Source organism: Bradyrhizobium sp. UNPF46, assembly GCF_006658625.1.
GTDB lineage: Bacteria > Pseudomonadota > Alphaproteobacteria > Rhizobiales > Xanthobacteraceae > Bradyrhizobium > Bradyrhizobium nitroreducens.
In genome coordinates this window covers 1-16837 of the sequence record NZ_LFJB01000097.1, presented here as the reverse complement: position 1 = coordinate 16837, position 16837 = coordinate 1, and the positions used below count along the sequence as shown (strand labels likewise).

Genomic DNA, 16837 nt, shown 5'->3' with positions numbered 1-16837 from the left:
GGAGATCAGGATGCAGGGCAAGTTTGGGCTTCGGCATGTGATCCTAACGATCGCGCTGGTGCTCGCGCCGGAGCCGGCTTTTGCGATCGACGAGGCGCTGTTGCCGCGCAATCTGTCACCCTGGGGCATGTTTCTCGGCGCCGACATCGTCGTGAAGACGGTGATGGTGGGGCTCGCCGCTGCCTCGCTGGTGACGTGGACGGTGTGGCTGGCCAAATCCATCGAGCTGCGTCGCAAGGGCGCGCTCGCCTTGCAGCGGACGCGCTCGCTCGAAGGCAACATCAAGCTGGCCGAGGCATCCGCGCGCGCCGGTGGTGCCCACGATGCCGTCGCCCAGCTCATCCAGTCCTGCGCCAGGGAGGCCGAGCTCTCCGGCGGCGTGCTCGACGAGGGCCTTCAGGAACGTGTCGCGCTGCGGCTGGAGCGGGTCGAAGCGGCGATGTCGAGGCGGATCGCGCGCGGCACCGGCGTGCTCGCGACCATCGGCGCAACCGCGCCCTTCGTCGGCCTGTTCGGCACCGTCTGGGGCATCATGAATTCCTTCATCGGCATTTCCGAGAGCCACACCACCAGCCTTGCGGTGGTCGCGCCCGGCATCGCGGAAGCGCTGCTCGCCACCGCGCTCGGGCTCGTCGCCGCGATTCCGGCGGTCGTGATCTACAATCACCTCGTCCGCGGCATTGCCGATTACCGCGCGCTGCTCGGTGACGCCTCGGCACAGCTGATGCTGCTGGTGAGCCGCCAGCGCGACCACCGGGAATTCCGCCTGGCCCGAGCGGCGGAGTAGGCGATGGCCGCAAAGCTCGGTGGATCGAGGCTCGGGTCGCGCGGCGTCCCCGACGATCTCGACGTTGTCAGCGAGATCAACGTCACGCCGTTCATCGACGTGATGCTGGTGCTGCTGATCATCTTCATGGTGGCAGCTCCCCTCGCTACCGTCGACATCGGCGTCGAGCTGCCCGCGACCGCGGCGGAGCCGCAGCCGCGTCCGGACAAGCCGGCCTTCGTGACCGTGAAGGCGGATCTCACCATTGCCGTCGGCGAGGACACGATGGCCCGCGATGGCCTCGTCACCGCGCTCGATGCGGCCACCAGGGGCCGCAAGGACGAGCGCATCTACCTGCGCGCCGACAAGGCGGTCTCCTACGGTGACCTGATGGAGGTGATGAATACCTTGCGCAATGCAGGCTATCTCAAGGTCGCCCTGGTCGGCCTCGACGGACGCAGCTGATGGCCGCCAACGCCTTTGCCCTGCACGAGCGGCCCGGCGAGCGCGAGACCGCGCACTGGGCCTTGTCGGCAGTGGTGGTCGTGGCCCTGCATCTTGCCGCCGCGCTGCTCGCGATGAGCTGGCTGAAGCAGGTGCCGGAGCAGGGCGTCAACATGCCGGCGATCCTCATCGACATGACGCCGGAGACGTCCGCGCCGCAGGCGACGCCACTGGATATCGCGCCGGGACCGATCATGGAGCAGGCGGATGCGTCGCCGCCCGAGCCGGTGCAGCAACAGGCCGTCGAAGAGATGATTCCGTCAACGCCGCCGCAAGAGAAGCCGGACGTCGTGGCTCCGCCGGAGCAGAAGCTCGAGCCAAATCCGCCGAAGCCCGAGTTTGCCAGGGTGGAGCCCGTGGAGAAGCCGGCGCCTGCGAAGCCCAGGGTGGTGCGCCCCGATGCAAGGAAACCGTCGGAGGCGCCGCCGGCTCCCCGCACCAGCGCGCCGCCGCGTGCGGAGCGCCAGGCTCCGCTGGCATCTGCCGTGAGCGCAGGCGCGGTCGCTTCTGCGATGGCGACCTACTACCAGCGCGTCCGCGCGCATCTGATGCGCTTTCACCAGTATCCGGCAGGCGCCAATGGTCAGAAAGGCGTTGTCAGGTTGAGCTTCACGCTCGGCCGCGGTGGCCAGGTCCTGTCCAGCCGCGTCAGCGGATCTTCGGGCATTGCGGCGCTCGACGCCCAGGCCGCGGCGATGATGCGGCAGGCTCAACCATTTCCGGCAATGCCGCCCGAGATCACATATTCGACGGTTCCCATCAACATCCCGGTGATCTTCGGGCGGTGACCGGGCTCCTCCCCCGCGCGAAGCGGGAGAGGAGAGAGCGACACTCTATTTCGCCTTCAGGAAATCCGCGACTTCGAGCAGCATGAACTCGTCGTCGTCGGCCTTGTTCGGATCGCGGCTGGACGAGAACGGCAGATTGTTGTCGTTGCCGACGATGATGTGGGTGTCGTCGACGCGATCGACGTTCTCGATGGTGAAGAACGGGAAGGTGTAGACGCCGTCATTGAGCGGCTTCCGCGCCTTCTTGTCGGGATCGCTGATCTTCATGAGGTCGATATAGCCGATCTTGCGCACGGGCTTGCCGACATTGGCGTCGGTGAGCTCGATCTTGTAGATGCGCTTGAACTTGGCGAGATCGGGAAAACAGTTCTCGCCGCGGGTGCCTTGCGGGCAGGCCTTGTCGGCGGTGCCTTCGCCGTTGTCGCGCTCGATGATGAGGCCGGAGGCCTGGTCGATCATGTTGAAGTCGCCGATGGCGTTGCCGTTCTGCTCGAACACATACTGCCAATAGCGGCCGGTGAACCTCTCGGCAGCGACGTCGAACTCGAGGATACGGGAGGCTTCCTTGCCGTCGACCTTCTCCCAGTCCTTCTTCTCGGCATCCCACAGCGGCCCTTCGAGCAGGCCGTAGAGGAATTTGCCGTCCTTGGACGATGCAAAGCCCTCATAGCCCTTGGAGCGGCGGAGATTGACGTTGGTGTAGGTCGCACCCGGTGCGCCCGGCGTCGCCACGGCCCAATTGTCGGGCGAGCGCACCGGCTTGCCGTCGGCGACGGTCTCGAACACGCCGAGGATCTTGCCTGATTTGTCGGCCTTCAGGATGTAGGGCCCGAACTCGTCGCCGATCCAGAAGACGTCGCCGATGATCTGAAAACCCTCGGTGTCGAAGTCGGAGCCGGTGAGATAGCGCTTCTGGGTGTCCTCATGAACGATGCGGAAGGGGACCTTCTTGTCGGGATCGTGCAGGAAGATGGTCTCCAGCCGCTCGATCTTGCCGCTGGCCCAATCCATCTTGTAGCGGTTGAGGTACAGCATCGAGTCCGGCGAGTTGGCGCGCGCGCCCATGCCGTTGTCGGTGATGACCCAGAAGCTGCCGTCGGGCATGTGCTTGATGCCGGAATGGCCCTGCAGCGGCTGGCCCTTGAACGGCAGCGGCACGCCGGTCGCGCGCTCATACGACTTGCCCATGACGGTGCCGAGCGCATCGACGCGTTTGCCGGTGGTGTACTTGCCGGAGGTCTTGAGATCGGCGGGGGCATCGGCGGGGGCGTCGATGAACGTAGCGGCCGGCATCACCACGTGGCCGGCGAGCTTGGCGGGAAATTCACCTTCGCTCTGCGCGAGCGCTGGGCTCGCGGCGAGAATGATCGTTGCGACGGTGGCAAGAAAAGTCGCGCGCATGTGCGTCTCCTGTTGGCGGACGCACGCGTTATGCGGATCGCGTGTTGCAGTTTTGTGAAGCCGGGCCAAACGCCGCAGTGCGGCTATCCCAGTTCACCTCACACGCCTTGGTAGACGATCCGCGTGAAGAAGCCGGGGTCGACCAGGAACTGGCCGAACCTCGCGTCGAATGCGGCCGTGGGCTTGGCCGCAACGGCTTCGTCGCGCGTCCTTCCCTGCTTCTTGAGGTTGCCGACATTGTCCCTGATCGCGACCAGCATGTCGCGAAATTCCTGGAGCTCGGCTTTGTTGCTGACGGGCTTGCCGTGACCGGGGATGACGATGGTGTCGTTGTTCGCCATGGCCAGGTTGGCGTCGGAAGCCGCGATCATGCCGTCGATGCTGCCGCCGGTCGAATAGTCGATGAAGGGATAGATGCCGTTCCAGTAGGTGTCGCCGGCATGAAGAATGTTGGCTTCGGCGAACATGACCGAAATGTCCCCGTCGGTATGCGCCGGCCCGTAATATTTCATCGCGATCGACGAGCCGTTGAGCTTGAGATGGTGATCCCTGGCAAAAACCTGGGCCGGGACGGCGCTGGCGGGCAAGGCGAGGAAATTGTAGTCCCAGTCCTCGACCCGCTGAACGATGGACAGGTGCTTGCGGGTATTCTCGTGAGCGAGGATCTTCGCGCCGGCCGCGTGCAGCCACTCATTGCCGTCGGCATGGTCGAAGTGCCAGTGCGTGTTGATCAGGTGCGTGATCGGCTCGCCGCCGAGTGCGGCCAGCGCCTTGCTGAGTTGCGGGCGTGAGACGCCGATGCCGGCGTCGACCAGGAGCTTTCCGTCCGGTCCCGTGAGGACGGCGATATTGCCGCCGGACCCCTCCAACACGCTGATATTGTTGCGCAGCTTGGTGGTCGTGATGGGCGAAATCGCCGCGCTGTCCTTGATCACGCTGACGAGGCCGCGCGCTTCGGCGAAAGCCTGCCTCGGGGTCAGCCAACCCGTGGTGGCGGCAAAGGCTCCGCCGACGCAGCACAGGCAAAAGCCTCGTCGGGACAATGAGGGGAGTTCTGGCGATGCCATGCGGTTCTCGCTTCCCGGAGCGAGTATCGCCAGCATCATGCTCGCCTCGTCTCCGATGCGGTTGGTAGCATCAGGGGCGAAGCGCGATCTACCACGATAGCACGATCGAATGCGGTCGCGCGTCGTGCCCGGTTACTCCTTCACCGCGCCGGTCAGCGAGGACACGTAATAGTCCACGAACAGCGAGTAGAAGACCGCAACCGGCAGCGAGCCGAGCAGCGAGCCCGCCATCAGCGCACCCCACTGGTAGACGTCGCCGGTGACGAGCTCGGTCAGGATCGCGACCGGGACCGTCTTGTTGGCGCCGCTCTGGATGAAGGCGAGCGCGTAGATGAACTCGTTCCATGACAGCGTGAAGGAGAAGATGCCGGCCGAGATCAGCCCGGGCACCGCGAGCGGCAGCGTGATCCGCCGGAGGATCTGCAGCCGCGTGGCGCCGTCGACCAGCGCGCATTCCTCGAGCTCGTAGGGGATCGACTTGAAATAGCCGATCAGGAGCCAGGTGCAGAACGGCACCAGGAAGGTCGGATAGACCAGGATCAGGGCGAGCGGCGAGTCGAACAGGCCGAACTGCACCACGACGGTCGCGAGCGGAATGAACAGGATCGACGGCGGCACGAGATAGGCGAGATAGATGCCGAGGCCGACATAGGGGCTGCCGCGGAAGCGCAGGCGCTCGATGGCATAGGCGGCGAGCGTGCTCGCGATCAGGGACAGCGTGGTCGAGCCTATCGCCACCGTCATCGTGGTCCGAAGCCAGCGCGGATAGGCGGTGTCGAACAACAGATGCTTGACGTGCGCCAGCGTCGGCGAGGAGATCCAGAACGGATTGTGCTCCTTGTAATTCATCAGCTCTGCGTTCGGCTTGAACGAGGTGATCGCCATCCAGTAGAACGGAAACAGCAGGATGAGCACGAAGCAGCCGAGCGGCAGATAGATCATCATCAGCCGTCGCAGCCCGGAATCCCAGGCCATGGTGTCGGGCGCCGCTTTGGCGTCGGCGACAGTGGAGCCTTGCGCGACGGTGTCAGTCATTGCTCTCTCCCTGCTGCCATTTGCGGCGCGCCAGGCCGAAATATGAGAACAGCGTCGCGAACACCAGGAACGGGATCATCGACACCGCGATCGCCGCACCTTCGCCGAGCTCGCCGCCGGCGATGCCGCGCTGGAACGCCAGCGTGGCCAGCAGATGGGTCGAGTTGCCGGGCCCGCCGCGGGTGATCGCATAGACCAGCTGGAAGTCGGTGAAGGTGAAGATGATCGAGAAGGTCATGACGATGGCGAGGATCGGCATCATCATCGGGAAGGTGATGTAGCGAAAGCGCTGCCAGGCGCTGGCCCCATCCAGCATCGCCGCCTCGTAGAGCGAGGGCGAGATGGTCTGCAGCCCCGCCAGCAGCGAGATCGCGACGAAGGGAATGCCGCGCCAGATGTTGGCGGCAATCAGCGAGAACCGCGCCGGCCAGGGCGAGCCGAGGAAGTCGATATTTCCGGACCGCCAGTGCAGCACGTCGACCAGGAGATACGAGATGATCGAGAATTGCGGATCGTAGATCCACCAGAACGCCAGCGCCGAAAGCACGGTCGGCACGATCCAAGGCAACAGGATGATCGCACGCAACAGGCTCTTGAACGGAAAATGGTTGTTGAGCAGCAGCGCGAGCCAGAAGCCGAGCGCGAACTTTCCGAACGTTGCGATTCCCGTATAGACCACGCTGTAGAACACCGCGTTCCACCACAGGGGATCGGTGAGCAGATACTGGAAGTTCTCGAAGCCGACATAGATGCCGCGGCGGCCGATCGTGGTGTCGGTGAAGGCGAGCCAGATGCCGAGGCCGAGCGGATAGGTCAGGAACACCAGGAGCAGCCCGATCGCGGGCGCAAGGCACATCGCGATCAGGAACGGCTTGTAGTCGAACAGGCGCACGATCCAGTTCGGCTGCCGCTGGGCCAAGGCGGGAGAGGAGAGGGTGGTCACGGACATAAGTCTGTTGTCCTGCTGTTGAACGTTACCACGCCGTCATTGCGAGGAGCCCGCGACAAAGTTGCGAAGCAATTTTGCGCTGGTGCGACGAAGCAATCCAGATTGCATCCGCGAAGGGATTCCGGATTGCTTCGCCTCGCTCGCAATGACGCTCGCTATCGCTGCCGCCGGAAGTAGCGCTTGCAGCGCTGCTCGGCTTCGGCGGCCGCGGCCTCGGGGGTGGCCGCGCCGGTCGCGACGGCAGAGCACATCTGGATCAGCACGTAGTCTGCACTGACGGCCCCCGTCGCCGTGGAGATCGGCCCCTTGTAGCCGTCATAATACGTGCTCTTCATCGTGTCCTTGAAGATCGAGACCTTGGGGTCGCCTTTCCAAACGGCAGCGTCGGCGTAGGCGGCGAGCGGCTGCGACCAATAGCCGGAATTGGCATTGAGCCAGGGCTCGTACTGGTCGTTCTCCAGCATGAATTGCAGGAAGGCCTTCGCCGCGTTGGGGTACTGGCTGTGCTTGAACAGCATGGCGTTCAAGGTCAAGCCGGCCATCGGCGAGACCTTGGCGAGGCCCTTCGGCAGCAGCTGGTGCTCGCTGTCGTCGGCGATCGCCTTGGTCGCCGGATCGTTCTTCAGCGAGAAGTACAGCGAGACGCCGTTGGCGGTCAGCGAGATCTCCTGCGAAGAATACGCCCGGTTGTTGCTGACGTCGTTCCACGACGTCGTGCCGGCGATGAAGGTCGGGTAGATTTGCTTGACCCAGTTCAGCGCGGCGATGGTCTCCTTGCTGTTGATGACGACGTTGCCTTCCTCATCGAGCAGGGAGGCGTTGTGGGACCACAGCGCCCAGTTCGCAAAGCCGTTGCCGTCACCCTTGGCGTTGCCGAGCGCGAAGCCGGCCGGCTTGCCGGCCTTCTGCAGCTTCTGGCAGAGATCGAGGATGCCGGCGTGATCTTCCGGCACCTTGTCGAAGCCGACGGATTGCAGGATCGACTTACGGTAGATCAGCGGACCCGCGGTGGCGCCGAATGGCAATCCGATCCAGGCCTCGCTCTTGTTCTTCTTGCCGTAGCGCTGCGCCAGCGGCAGCCAGCCGCCATAGCGCTTGCCGATGTAATCGGCGACGTCGGTCAGCTCGATCAACTTGTCGATGTAGATGTGCGGTGCATCGGAGAAGCCGATGATGATGTCGGGGCCCGCGCCCGAATTGGCGGTCACCGCGGTCTGCTGGTTGATGTCCTCCCAGCCGACGAAGTCGACCTTGACCTCGACCCCCGTCTCCTTGGTGAACTTTGCTGCGTTGGCGCGGAACACGTCTTCGTCGGCCTGGACGAAGCGAACCGGGCGCAGCATGCGCAGGGATGCGCCCTTCTCGATCTCGCGCTTGGGCGCCGCCACGTCGGCGGCCTTGATCGTCGACGATGTTGTTTGCGCCGCAGCACCAGTGGCAGCGAGGGTTGCAGCGGACAGGCCCAGCGCCAAGGCATCACGACGTGTGATGTCGTTCCTCATCAGTTCCTCCCTATGTGCTCCCTTCCCGGCGTTGATCGCCGGTGAAGGGTCGTCTCGGTCGTTGGCGCCTTGCGCCGGCCGCCTAGCTGTTCGGCCCGCGATCCATGCTGACGGGTTGCCAGCGGCGGAGCGCGGTCGTTTGCAGCACCGACGGATTGACGCAGCTTACCGGCCACATGCCCTGCAGCACCAGTGACAATTCGTAGCCCACCCGGCGCTTGCGCGCTTCGTCGAACCGTGCCGAGGCCGATGCGACGTGGGCGGTCAGGGTCACGTTCTCCATGCCGAGCAGGGGATTGTTGTGGGAGGGCGGCTCCTTCTCCAGCACGTCGAGGGCGGCGTGCGCGATCCAGCCCTCCTGCAGCGCCTTGATCAGGCTCTCCTCGTCCACCGTGGCGCCGCGGCCGGTGTTGATGAAGATCGAGCCCTTCTTCATCTGCCGGAAGTGCTTCTCGGTCAGCATGTGATGCACCTCGGGCCGCGCGGGGGCGTGCATCGAGACGAAGTCGGATTGCGACAGCACCTCGTTCAGCGTCGCCGGGATCACGCCGTGGTCCCACATCAGCGTTTCCTGGATGAAGGGATCGTAGGCCATCATGCGCAGGCCGAACGGCGCCGCGCGCTTCGCAACTGCACGCGCGACGCGGCCGAACGAGACGAAGCCGAGCGTCTGGCCCATCAGCCTGGGGATCTTGAGCAGCGCGGGCCGCCCCTCGGCCCAGCGGCCGTCGCGCACCATGCGGTCCTGCTCGACCAGACGGCGGAAGCCCGCGAGCAGCAGCATCATGGCGTGGTCGGCGACCTCCTCGATGAAGGTGTCGGGGATGTTGGTCACCGGAATTCCGCGCGCGGTGGCGGCCTTGACGTCGACGCTGTCGACACCAACCGAGCCGAGCGTGATGACCTTGCAGCTCTCGAGCGCGTCGATGATGGTCTTGGTGATCGGGATGCCCTTGGCGTAGATGGCGTCGGCGTTCTTCGCGGCGGCGATGAACTCGGCCTCGTTGGCGGGGGCTTCGATGATCTCGGCATCGATCGGATCGAGCGCCTCGCGCTCGTAGGAATAATCGCTCCCTGCGACCGTGAAGCTCGCGCCCTTCGGCGTCACCACCCTGTATTTCGGCATTTCCTGCTCCCGATTTGGTTTGTCGGTTCTTGTTGCGGGCCCGGTCTTCGCGGCGGGCCTCTGCGTCCTTTTACGCGAAATCGAGGTGATGGCGTACAATTCCCGGTTGTCCGCTTCGAGATAAATCGCCGGTTTTGGCGGCTGCGTCCGGGCTTCTACGGAGGCACGTAAGGAACTTGCTAAGGGGTCGCCTACTAAAAGTTGATTCAAATCAAGCAAGTCTGCGGTGCGTCCGCACCACCCGAGGAGCCCATCGTGAAGTTGAGCAATCTGAAGATCGCCCCCAAGCTGGGCATCCTTGTCGGCGTCACCCTGTTCGGCCTCTGCATCTCAGGAGTCCTCGCCGGCTACCTGATGAAGCAGGAGATGGTGAATGCGCGCATCGACCAGGCCAAGGCGATCGTGGAGTTGGCGCGCAACTACGCGGCTGCGCTGAAGAAGCGCGTCGATGCCGGCGAGATGACGAAGGACGCGGCCATGGCCGAGCTTCGCCGCTACGGCAATTCGATGACCTACGACAACGGTTCGGGCTACCTGTTCGGCACATCCTATGACGGCATCACGCAGCTTGCGCCCGATCCGAAGACGATCGGTGCCAACCGCATGGATGTCGTGACCAACGGCCGCAAGCTGTCGGTCGAGCTGATGGATGGCGTCAAGGCCAATGGTTCGATCCTGCTGTACTATGAATATGTGAAGCCCGGCCAGGAGAAGCCGATCCGCAAGATCGGCTACGCGGTGGCGGTGCCCGGCTTCGACATGTATCTCGGTACGGGCGCCTATCTCGACGACATCGACGCCAAGATGGGCCCGGTCTACTGGATGCTTGGCCTCGCCATGCTCGGCATTCTGATCGTCGCCGGCGGCGTCGCCTGGATGATCGGCCGCGGCATCAGCCGCCCGCTGGCGCTGCTCGGCGGTCGCATGAAGGACCTTGCCGACGGCAAGCTCGATGGCGACATTCCCGGCGTCGGCCGGGGCGACGAGGTCGGCGCGATGGCCGCCACGGTGCAGATCTTCAAGGACAATGCGGTTCGCATCCGCGAGCTCGAGCAGACGGAAGCGGCTGCGCAGCAGCGCGCAGCGGCGGAACGTCGCCACGCCATGGAAGAGCTCGCCAACGACTTCGAGCGCAGCGTCAACGGCATCGTCCGCTCGGTCTCTTCGGCCGCGGCCGGCATGCAGACCACGGCGCAGTCGATGACCGCGACCGCGAGCGATGCCTCCTCGCGTGCCGCAACGGTCGGCGCGGCCTCGCAAAAGGCCTCCGGCAATGTCGGCACGGTTGCGGCGGCCGCCGAAGAGCTGTCGAGCTCGGTTGCGGAAATCTCCCGCCAGGTCACGCGGTCGACCGAAGTGGCGAGCCGCGCGGTCAACGACGCCGAGCGCACCAATTCCACGGTTCAGGAACTCTCCACCGGCGCCGAGAAGATCGGCGAGGTCGTCAAGCTGATCCACTCGATCGCGGCGCAGACCAACCTGCTTGCGCTCAACGCCACCATCGAAGCGGCCCGCGCCGGCGAGTCCGGCCGCGGCTTTGCCGTCGTCGCCTCCGAGGTCAAGGCGCTGGCCAACCAGACCGCCAAGGCGACCGAGGAAATCTCCGCACAGGTCGCGGCGATGCAGACCTCGACCAGCGATGCCGTTGCGGCCATCGCCGGTATCACCCAGACGATCGCTGAGATGAGCGAGATCACCGCCGGAATCTCCTCGTCGATCGAGCAGCAGGGCGAAGCGACCCGCGAGATCGCTCGTAACATTCAGTCGGTTGCGGCCGGATCGAACGAGATCAACGCCAATATCGGCAGCGTCACCTCGGCCGCGGAAGCGACCGGCACGGCGGCAACCGACGTGCTCACCAACGCCCGCGAGCTGGACAGCCAGTCCGGCGCGCTGCGCGGCGCCGTCGACAACTTCCTCGCCAAGGTGCGCGCGGCGTAGCTACAAGCGGGAAACGCGTGGGGTGGGCAAAGGCGCGCAAGCGCCGTGCCCACCTTCTCTTTTTGAATTCGTCGAAATGTCGGTGGGCACGCTACGCTTTGCCCACCCTCCGAGACCGTCTACTGTTTCTCGATCTTCGCGTTCGTGATCAGCTTCTCCCACAGCACCAGCTGCTCGTTCACGAAGGTGCCGAGCTGCTCCGGCGTGCCCGAAAATGCGTCCATGCCGAGGGTGGCGAGCTGGGCCTTGATCTCGGGCTTCTCGACGATCTTCCTGATCTCGGCATTGAGCCGCGTCACGATCTCCTTGGGCAGGCCGGCCGGGCCGAAATAGCCCTGCCATGACGAGATGTCGAAGTCAGGCACGCCGGCTTCCTGCATCGAGGGCAGATGCGGCACCAGCGGCGAGCGCTCCTTGGTGGTGACGGCGAGCGCGCGCAGCGCGTTGCCGTTGACGTGGGGAAGGCCGGTCAGGATGTCGACGAACATCATCGACACGCGCCCGCCCATGACGTCGTTGAGCGCCGGCGGCGAGCTCTTGTAGGGCACGTGCAGCAGGTCGAGGCCGGCATTGTGCGCAAAGGTCGCACCCGACACGATCGCCGAGGACGAGCCCGAGGCGTAGCTCAGCTTGCCGGGATTGGCTTTGCCATAGGCGACGAGCTCGGCCACGGTCTTGGCCGGCACTTCCGGATTGACGACCAGCATGAAGGGCAGGTCGCCGGTGCGCGCGATCGGCGTGAAGTCCTTGACCGGATCGTAAGTGAGGCTCTTGAGCAGATAGGGATTGGCCGAATGCGTCGTGTTGGTGGTCACCAGCAGCGTGTAGCCGTCGGGGGCGGCCTTCGCGACATAGCTTGCGGCGAGCATGCCGTTGGCGCCGGCCTTGTTCTCGATGACGATGCCGACGCCGAGCGCCTGCGACAGATGCTGCGAGATCAGCCGGGTGGTGGTGTCGGTGCCGCTGCCGGCCGCGAACGGCAGCACCAGCGTGATGTTGCGGCTCGGCCAGGTATCGGCTTGCGCAGTGGATGCGGCGGCGAGGCACAATGCGGCCGCACCGGCGGTCCGCAGGTTTCGAATCAGCCCTGAAATCATCTTGAGACATTCCCTCTTTTTCGTTGGCGGGGAACCTAGCGTCTCTTCATTGAAATCGGAAGACGGGAGTTTATCGACCGCTCTCGTGCCCCGGACGCAGCGCATCGCTTGCGCGCTGCGTCTTGTCCGGGACACAGCACGCAGCGTCCGTCCTGCGGAATTACTTCACCGCCGAACCTTGGCGCGAGGCGGTCACGACGCCGGCGAGCACCAGCGCATAGCCGATCAGGTGAAACGGCTGCAGCTTCTCGCCGAGCAGCAGGATCGCCATCGCCGAGCCGAACACGGGCACCAGATGGAAGAAGGGCGCGGCTCGGTTCGGCCCGATCAGCGCCACGCCGCGGTTGAAGAACAGATAGGCCAGCGTCGAGGGAAAGATCAGGATGTAGCCCAGCGTCGCCAGCGTCATCGCATCGAATTGCAGGACGCGGCCGCTTGCTGCCTCCCAGATCGCCGCGGGGATCAGCATCGTCGCGCCGCAGCAGGTGGTGAAGGACAGGAAGGACAGCTGATGGATCTTGGGTCGGCGCGGGATGAAGGCGGAGTAGATCCCGAAAGCCACCAGCGAGGAGGCGAACATGATGTCGCCCCTGTTGAAGCTGATGCTCGCAAGCGCCGCGAGATCGCCGCGCAGGATGATGATCAGCACGCCGAGAAGCGAGATCGCGATGCCGGCGAACTGCGCACCCGTCAGCCGCACGCCGAACAGCACCAGCGACCACAGCGCCACGAACAGCGGACCTGCCGACTGGATCAGCAGCGCGTTCAGCGCCTCCGTGTACTGCATCGCCCAATACGAGATCGCGTTGTTGAAGGCGAAGCCCACCAGCGACAGGAACAGCATCAAGGGCAGGCTGCTCCGCAAGGCGGGCCAGTCGCGCTTCAGATGCGGCCAGGCGAACGGCAGCAGGATCAGGAATACGCCGAACCAGCGGATCGTGGTCACCGTCAGCGGCGGCACATGGGCGCCGACATGGCGCGCGAGCACGATGTTGCCGGCCCAGAACAGCGAGCTCAGGCTGAGCAGCAGATAAGGCTGGTTGTTGAGCCAACTGGCCGGATTGGAGGCCGGTGGCACGGGCGAAGCAATCGTCATTGGCGTCGGATGGGAGCTTGCGCCGGATCGGCGTCGTGGCACAAGTCACGCGGTCGCAATGCTACAATGCAGGCAAGCCCCGAGGAGGTGCCTTTGGCGGTCAATATGTTGAACATCGCGGGCCTGGAGCGGCTCGATCTGCAGTCGCCGGTGGTGATGCTGAACCTGATGCGTTTCCACGCGCGCTCGCGCGACGGCGACGGGTCTGGCTGGGACGCCTATTTGCGCTACAGCGCCATCACCGTGCCGATGATCAAGGCTCGCGGCGGCACGCTGCTCTGGACCGGCGAGGCCAGGACCGTCGCGCTCGGACCGCACGCCGGCAATGACTGGGACTTCGTCGCGCTGGTCCATTATCCGACGGTCGCGGCCTTCTTGGACATGATGACGTCGGAAGCCTACGAGACGCAGGCCGACCCGCACCGCCTCAACGGCTGCGCCGAGCATGTGATCATCGCGACCAGCGAGGCCTACAGCAAGTTCAGGACGACGTAGAAAACCAATCGCGCGGCGCGCTTCTTCCCTCCGCGGAGACAACCCCTCATCCGGCGCTTCGCGCCACCTTCTCTCACAAGAGAGAAGGAAGATTTACGTCGCCTGCTTCCGCGACGCCGCGAACACGCCCGACAGCACCAGCGCAAAGCCGATGAAGTGGAACGCCTGCGGGTGCTCGCCCAGGAATGCCATTGCCATGATCGAGCCGAACACCGGCACGACGTGGAAGAACGGCGCGGCGCGGTTGGCACCGATCAGGCGCACGCCGCGATTGAAGCAGAGATAGGCGAGCGTCGAGGGGAACACCGCGACGTAGAACAGGGTGAGCAGGTTCGGCGCATCCAGCTTCATCACCGGACGCGCGTAGAGCTCCCAGATCTCCAGCGGAACGAGGCATGCGGCGCCGGCCCCGAAGGTGAAGGCAAGGAACGACAGGCCGTGCATCGCCGGCCGCTTCAGGCTCAGCACCGAATAGAGCGCGAAGATCAGGAGCGCGAGCAGGAAGATGAGATCGCCCTTGTTGAACTCGATGTTCGACAGGGTGGTGAAGTCGCCATGCAGGAGGATGGTCAGCACGCCGCACATCGACAGCAGCACGCCGAAGGCCTGCGCTGCGGTGAGGCGGATGCCGAGAATGACCAGCGACCACAGCGCCACCAGCAGCGGCGCGGCCGACTGCAGCAGCAGCGTGTTGAGGGCCTGTGTATGCTCCAGCGCCCAATATTGCAGCGTGTTGAAGGCGCCGATGCCGGTGACCGAGAGCGTGACCATCAGGCCGAGCTGGCCGCGGATCGCGGGCCAGTCCCGGGCAAGATGTTTCCAGGCGAACGGCAGCACCAGCAGGAAGGCGAACAACCAGCGCAGGAACGACAGCGTGACCGGCGGGATATGGCCGGCGGCCAGCCGCCCGACGATGGCGTTGCCGGCCCAGCACAGCGCGGTGATGCTGAGCAGCAGATAGGGCTGGTTGGCGATCCAGTGATGGCCCGATGATTCGGAGCCCGTGCTCTGGCCGGTGGCGGACATTGTGATTGTTTTGGCCCCGCGTCATGCGCGCCAGGCCCCGGCCCGCCGAGGTCGGGCCGGTTGATCGCCCGGCGCTGTCCAAAGACACGGAAATCGGGGCTGCATCAACGGGGGGCGGACGCATCGCGACCATGCAGCGGCCGAAATCGTTCTCACGCTTTGGTCGAAGCTTGTCCAGCCGCTCTGGAAGGTTTCTGGATTTTCCGGGGATATCAAAGGCTTAAAGTGTGTCTTGAGTCTCGAAAAAGCCCCGTTCTTGCTTGCCTAGAGCGGCTGCTTCCTTTATCCGGTTGGCTGCCTTGCGCGCGAACGGCTCCCGGCCGTCAGCTGGGCTGGCGCATCTAAAATCTTCGAAGGATTACCCGCGAATGGCCAATGTTGTCGTCGTCGGCGCCCAGTGGGGCGACGAAGGGAAGGGCAAGATCGTCGACTGGTTGTCGGAGCAGGCGGACATCGTCGTCCGCTTCCAGGGCGGCCATAACGCCGGCCATACCCTGGTGATCAACGGCAAGACCTACAAGCTCGCGCTGTTGCCCTCGGGCGTGCTGCGCGACCAGAAGCTGTCGGTGATCGGCAACGGCGTGGTGTTCGATCCGCAGGCCTTTCTCGACGAGGTCACCAAGCTGAAGTCGCAGGGCGTCGCCATCAGCCCGGAGAACCTGCGTGTCGCCGAGAACGTCACGCTGATCCTGCCGCTGCACCGCGAGCTCGACGCGCACCGCGAATCCGCCAGCGCCGCGACCGCGATCGGCACCACCCGCCGCGGCATCGGCCCGGCCTACGAGGACAAGGTCGGCCGCCGTGCCATCCGCCTGATGGACCTCGCCGACCTCGACACCCTCCCGCACAAGATCGACCGCCTGCTTGCCCACCACAACGCGCTGCGCCGCGGTCTCGGCCTGCCGGAGTTCGACGGCAAGCAGATCCTGAAGGAACTGAGCGCACTGGCACCTCAGCTGCTGCCCTACGCCGAGACGGTGTGGCGGCTGCTCGACATCAAGCGCCGCGAAGGCAAGCGCATGCTGTTCGAGGGCGCGCAGGGCGCGCTGCTCGACGTCGACCACGGCACCTATCCCTACGTCACCTCGTCCAACACGGTGGCGGCGCAGGCCGCGACCGGCTCGGGCCTCGGCCCCGGCGCGGTCGGCTATGTGCTCGGCCTGTGCAAGGCCTACACCACCCGCGTCGGCCAGGGCCCGTTCCCGACCGAGCAGGACAACGACGTCGGTCGCAAGATCGGCGAGCGCGGCCGCGAGTTCGGCACCAACACCGGCCGTCCCCGCCGCTGCGGCTGGTTCGACGCGGTGCTGGTCCGTCAGGCGGTCCGCACCTGCGGCATCAACGGCCTCGCGCTGACCAAGCTCGACATCCTCGACGGTTTCGACACGATCGAGGTCTGCACCGGCTACAGGCTCGACGGCAAGGAGATCGACCATTTCCCGGCCGGTGAGGGCGCCCAGGCCCGGGTCGAGCCGATCTACGAGACCATCGAAGGCTGGAAGGAGCCGACCGCCAGTGCGCGGTCCTGGGCCGACCTGCCCGCCCAGGCCATCAAATATGTCCGGCGGATCGAGGAATTGGTGGGGTGCCCGGTCGCACTGCTTTCCACCAGCCCCGAACGCGAAGATACTATCCTCGTGCAAAACCCGTTTGAGGCTTAACGATCTCTTACCAGGACGCGCGTATAGTTGAGTTGAAATGGCTGATTACTATCCGCTGATCGCCCGCGCTATTGCCGCCCTGGACCCCAACGCTCCCGGCGAAAGCCGTCGCGCGCTCTATGAGCGGGCGCGCACGGCTCTGATCGCGCAGCTGCGCAGCGTGCAGCCGCCGCTCTCCGAATCCGAGATCACCCGCGAAAGGTTGTCGCTGGAGGAGGCCGTCCGCAAGGTCGAATCCGAGGCGGCCCAGCGCGCCCGCGAGGCCTCGCGCCCCGGTGGCGGCGGCGGACGCAGCGGCGGCGATGCGTTTCGCCGCGCCAGCACCCGGGCTGCCGAGGGCAACGCGGCCGCAGCCGCGCCGGCTCCGCCGCGCACGCGTCCGG

Annotated in this window: 15 protein-coding genes and 1 pseudogene; 7 read left to right on the top strand and 9 right to left on the bottom strand. The window is 65.1% G+C overall.

The features are described from left to right. Window positions 1-10 precede the first annotated feature (10 nt). Genes exbB through UNPF46_RS32865 form a run of 3 tightly spaced genes read left to right on the top strand, consistent with a single transcriptional unit; the run spans window position 11 to window position 2058 of the window. The gene (gene exbB / locus UNPF46_RS32875; protein WP_142252838.1) at window positions 11-787 is read left to right on the top strand and encodes a tonB-system energizer ExbB; all 777 of its coding nucleotides are present in this window, start codon (window positions 11-13) and stop codon (window positions 785-787) included. 3 nt (window positions 788-790) lie between these two features. Beyond that, a complete protein-coding gene (gene exbD / locus UNPF46_RS32870; RefSeq protein ID WP_142252837.1) occupies window positions 791-1231 on the top strand; it encodes a TonB system transport protein ExbD in 441 nt (146 codons plus the stop codon). Next, window positions 1231-2058 carry an energy transducer TonB family protein gene (locus UNPF46_RS32865; protein ID WP_142252836.1) on the top strand — a complete coding sequence of 276 codons (828 nt, stop codon included), beginning with the start codon at window positions 1231-1233 and terminating at the stop codon, window positions 2056-2058. Before exbD ends, UNPF46_RS32865 begins: the two co-directional genes overlap by 1 nt. Window positions 2059-2103: 45 nt before the next feature. Here the strand turns inward: UNPF46_RS32865 and UNPF46_RS32860 are convergent, their stop codons facing one another. The 6 genes from UNPF46_RS32860 to UNPF46_RS32835 form a co-directional block, all read right to left on the bottom strand. Next, window positions 2104-3459, bottom strand: a complete 1356-nt coding sequence (locus UNPF46_RS32860) for an esterase-like activity of phytase family protein (protein WP_142252835.1) — start codon at window positions 3457-3459, stop codon at window positions 2104-2106. A 98-nt stretch (window positions 3460-3557) separates the two neighbouring features. Next, window positions 3558-4526, bottom strand: coding sequence for an MBL fold metallo-hydrolase (locus tag UNPF46_RS32855; protein ID WP_142252834.1), 969 nt, complete (start codon window positions 4524-4526; stop codon window positions 3558-3560). A 132-nt stretch (window positions 4527-4658) separates the two neighbouring features. Then, window positions 4659-5561 (bottom strand): carbohydrate ABC transporter permease, encoded by a 903-nt coding sequence (locus tag UNPF46_RS32850; protein ID WP_142252833.1) that lies wholly within the window; start codon window positions 5559-5561, stop codon window positions 4659-4661. Next, complete coding sequence (locus UNPF46_RS32845) at window positions 5554-6510, bottom strand: carbohydrate ABC transporter permease (RefSeq protein ID WP_100176449.1); 957 nt, start codon at window positions 6508-6510, stop codon at window positions 5554-5556. Before UNPF46_RS32845 ends, UNPF46_RS32850 begins: the two co-directional genes overlap by 8 nt. A 155-nt stretch (window positions 6511-6665) precedes the next feature. Further along, window positions 6666-8012 carry an ABC transporter substrate-binding protein gene (locus tag UNPF46_RS32840; protein ID WP_100176448.1) on the bottom strand — a complete coding sequence of 449 codons (1347 nt, stop codon included), beginning with the start codon at window positions 8010-8012 and terminating at the stop codon, window positions 6666-6668. Between the two features lie 82 nt (window positions 8013-8094). Then, window positions 8095-9138: a C-terminal binding protein gene (locus tag UNPF46_RS32835; RefSeq protein ID WP_100176447.1), complete on the bottom strand. Its 1044-nt coding sequence runs from the start codon at window positions 9136-9138 to the stop codon at window positions 8095-8097. Window positions 9139-9393: 255 nt separating this feature from the next. On the opposite strand from UNPF46_RS32835, the gene UNPF46_RS32830 reads away from it, so the two are divergent. Next, window positions 9394-11079: a methyl-accepting chemotaxis protein gene (locus UNPF46_RS32830; RefSeq protein WP_100176446.1), complete on the top strand. Its 1686-nt coding sequence runs from the start codon at window positions 9394-9396 to the stop codon at window positions 11077-11079. A 119-nt stretch (window positions 11080-11198) separates the two neighbouring features. Here the strand turns inward: UNPF46_RS32830 and UNPF46_RS32825 are convergent, their stop codons facing one another. Together UNPF46_RS32825 and UNPF46_RS32820 are read right to left on the bottom strand one after the other, a co-directional pair. Continuing rightward, window positions 11199-12176: a Bug family tripartite tricarboxylate transporter substrate binding protein gene (locus UNPF46_RS32825; RefSeq protein ID WP_100176445.1), complete on the bottom strand. Its 978-nt coding sequence runs from the start codon at window positions 12174-12176 to the stop codon at window positions 11199-11201. Between the two features lie 160 nt (window positions 12177-12336). Further along, a complete protein-coding gene (locus UNPF46_RS32820; protein WP_174718858.1) occupies window positions 12337-13272 on the bottom strand; it encodes a DMT family transporter in 936 nt (311 codons plus the stop codon). A gap of 105 nt (window positions 13273-13377) precedes the next feature. On the opposite strand from UNPF46_RS32820, the gene UNPF46_RS32815 reads away from it, so the two are divergent. After that, a complete protein-coding gene (locus UNPF46_RS32815) occupies window positions 13378-13767 on the top strand; it encodes a DUF1330 domain-containing protein (RefSeq protein WP_181770228.1) in 390 nt (129 codons plus the stop codon). 93 nt (window positions 13768-13860) lie between these two features. Here the strand turns inward: UNPF46_RS32815 and UNPF46_RS32810 are convergent, their stop codons facing one another. Then, complete coding sequence (locus tag UNPF46_RS32810; protein ID WP_100176443.1) at window positions 13861-14793, bottom strand: DMT family transporter; 933 nt, start codon at window positions 14791-14793, stop codon at window positions 13861-13863. Between the two features lie 368 nt (window positions 14794-15161). Between UNPF46_RS32810 and UNPF46_RS32805 the strand changes: the two genes are divergently transcribed. Together UNPF46_RS32805 and UNPF46_RS32800 are read left to right on the top strand one after the other, a co-directional pair. Then, window positions 15162-16454, top strand: coding sequence for an adenylosuccinate synthase (locus UNPF46_RS32805; protein ID WP_142252832.1), 1293 nt, complete (start codon window positions 15162-15164; stop codon window positions 16452-16454). Window positions 16455-16491: 37 nt separating this feature from the next. Then, window positions 16492-16837, top strand: a pseudogene (locus UNPF46_RS32800) (hypothetical protein); the annotation flags it as partial.

Excerpts from the sequence above, each read along its gene's own strand:
- exbB (WP_142252838.1), top strand. The coding sequence starts at position 11 with ATGCAGGGCAAGTTTGGGCTTCGGCATGTGATCCTAACGATCGCGCTG.
- exbD (WP_142252837.1), top strand. The coding sequence starts at position 791 with ATGGCCGCAAAGCTCGGTGGATCGAGGCTCGGGTCGCGCGGCGTCCCC.
- UNPF46_RS32865 (WP_142252836.1), top strand. The coding sequence starts at position 1,231 with ATGGCCGCCAACGCCTTTGCCCTGCACGAGCGGCCCGGCGAGCGCGAG.
- UNPF46_RS32860 (WP_142252835.1), bottom strand. The coding sequence starts at position 3,459 with ATGCGCGCGACTTTTCTTGCCACCGTCGCAACGATCATTCTCGCCGCG.
- UNPF46_RS32855 (WP_142252834.1), bottom strand. The coding sequence starts at position 4,526 with ATGGCATCGCCAGAACTCCCCTCATTGTCCCGACGAGGCTTTTGCCTG.
- UNPF46_RS32850 (WP_142252833.1), bottom strand. The coding sequence starts at position 5,561 with ATGACTGACACCGTCGCGCAAGGCTCCACTGTCGCCGACGCCAAAGCG.
- UNPF46_RS32845 (WP_100176449.1), bottom strand. The coding sequence starts at position 6,510 with ATGTCCGTGACCACCCTCTCCTCTCCCGCCTTGGCCCAGCGGCAGCCG.
- UNPF46_RS32840 (WP_100176448.1), bottom strand. The coding sequence starts at position 8,012 with ATGAGGAACGACATCACACGTCGTGATGCCTTGGCGCTGGGCCTGTCC.
- UNPF46_RS32835 (WP_100176447.1), bottom strand. The coding sequence starts at position 9,138 with ATGCCGAAATACAGGGTGGTGACGCCGAAGGGCGCGAGCTTCACGGTC.
- UNPF46_RS32825 (WP_100176445.1), bottom strand. The coding sequence starts at position 12,176 with ATGATTTCAGGGCTGATTCGAAACCTGCGGACCGCCGGTGCGGCCGCA.
- UNPF46_RS32820 (WP_174718858.1), bottom strand. The coding sequence starts at position 13,272 with ATGACGATTGCTTCGCCCGTGCCACCGGCCTCCAATCCGGCCAGTTGG.
- UNPF46_RS32815 (WP_181770228.1), top strand. The coding sequence starts at position 13,378 with ATGTTGAACATCGCGGGCCTGGAGCGGCTCGATCTGCAGTCGCCGGTG.
- UNPF46_RS32810 (WP_100176443.1), bottom strand. The coding sequence starts at position 14,793 with ATGTCCGCCACCGGCCAGAGCACGGGCTCCGAATCATCGGGCCATCAC.
- UNPF46_RS32805 (WP_142252832.1), top strand. The coding sequence starts at position 15,162 with ATGGCCAATGTTGTCGTCGTCGGCGCCCAGTGGGGCGACGAAGGGAAG.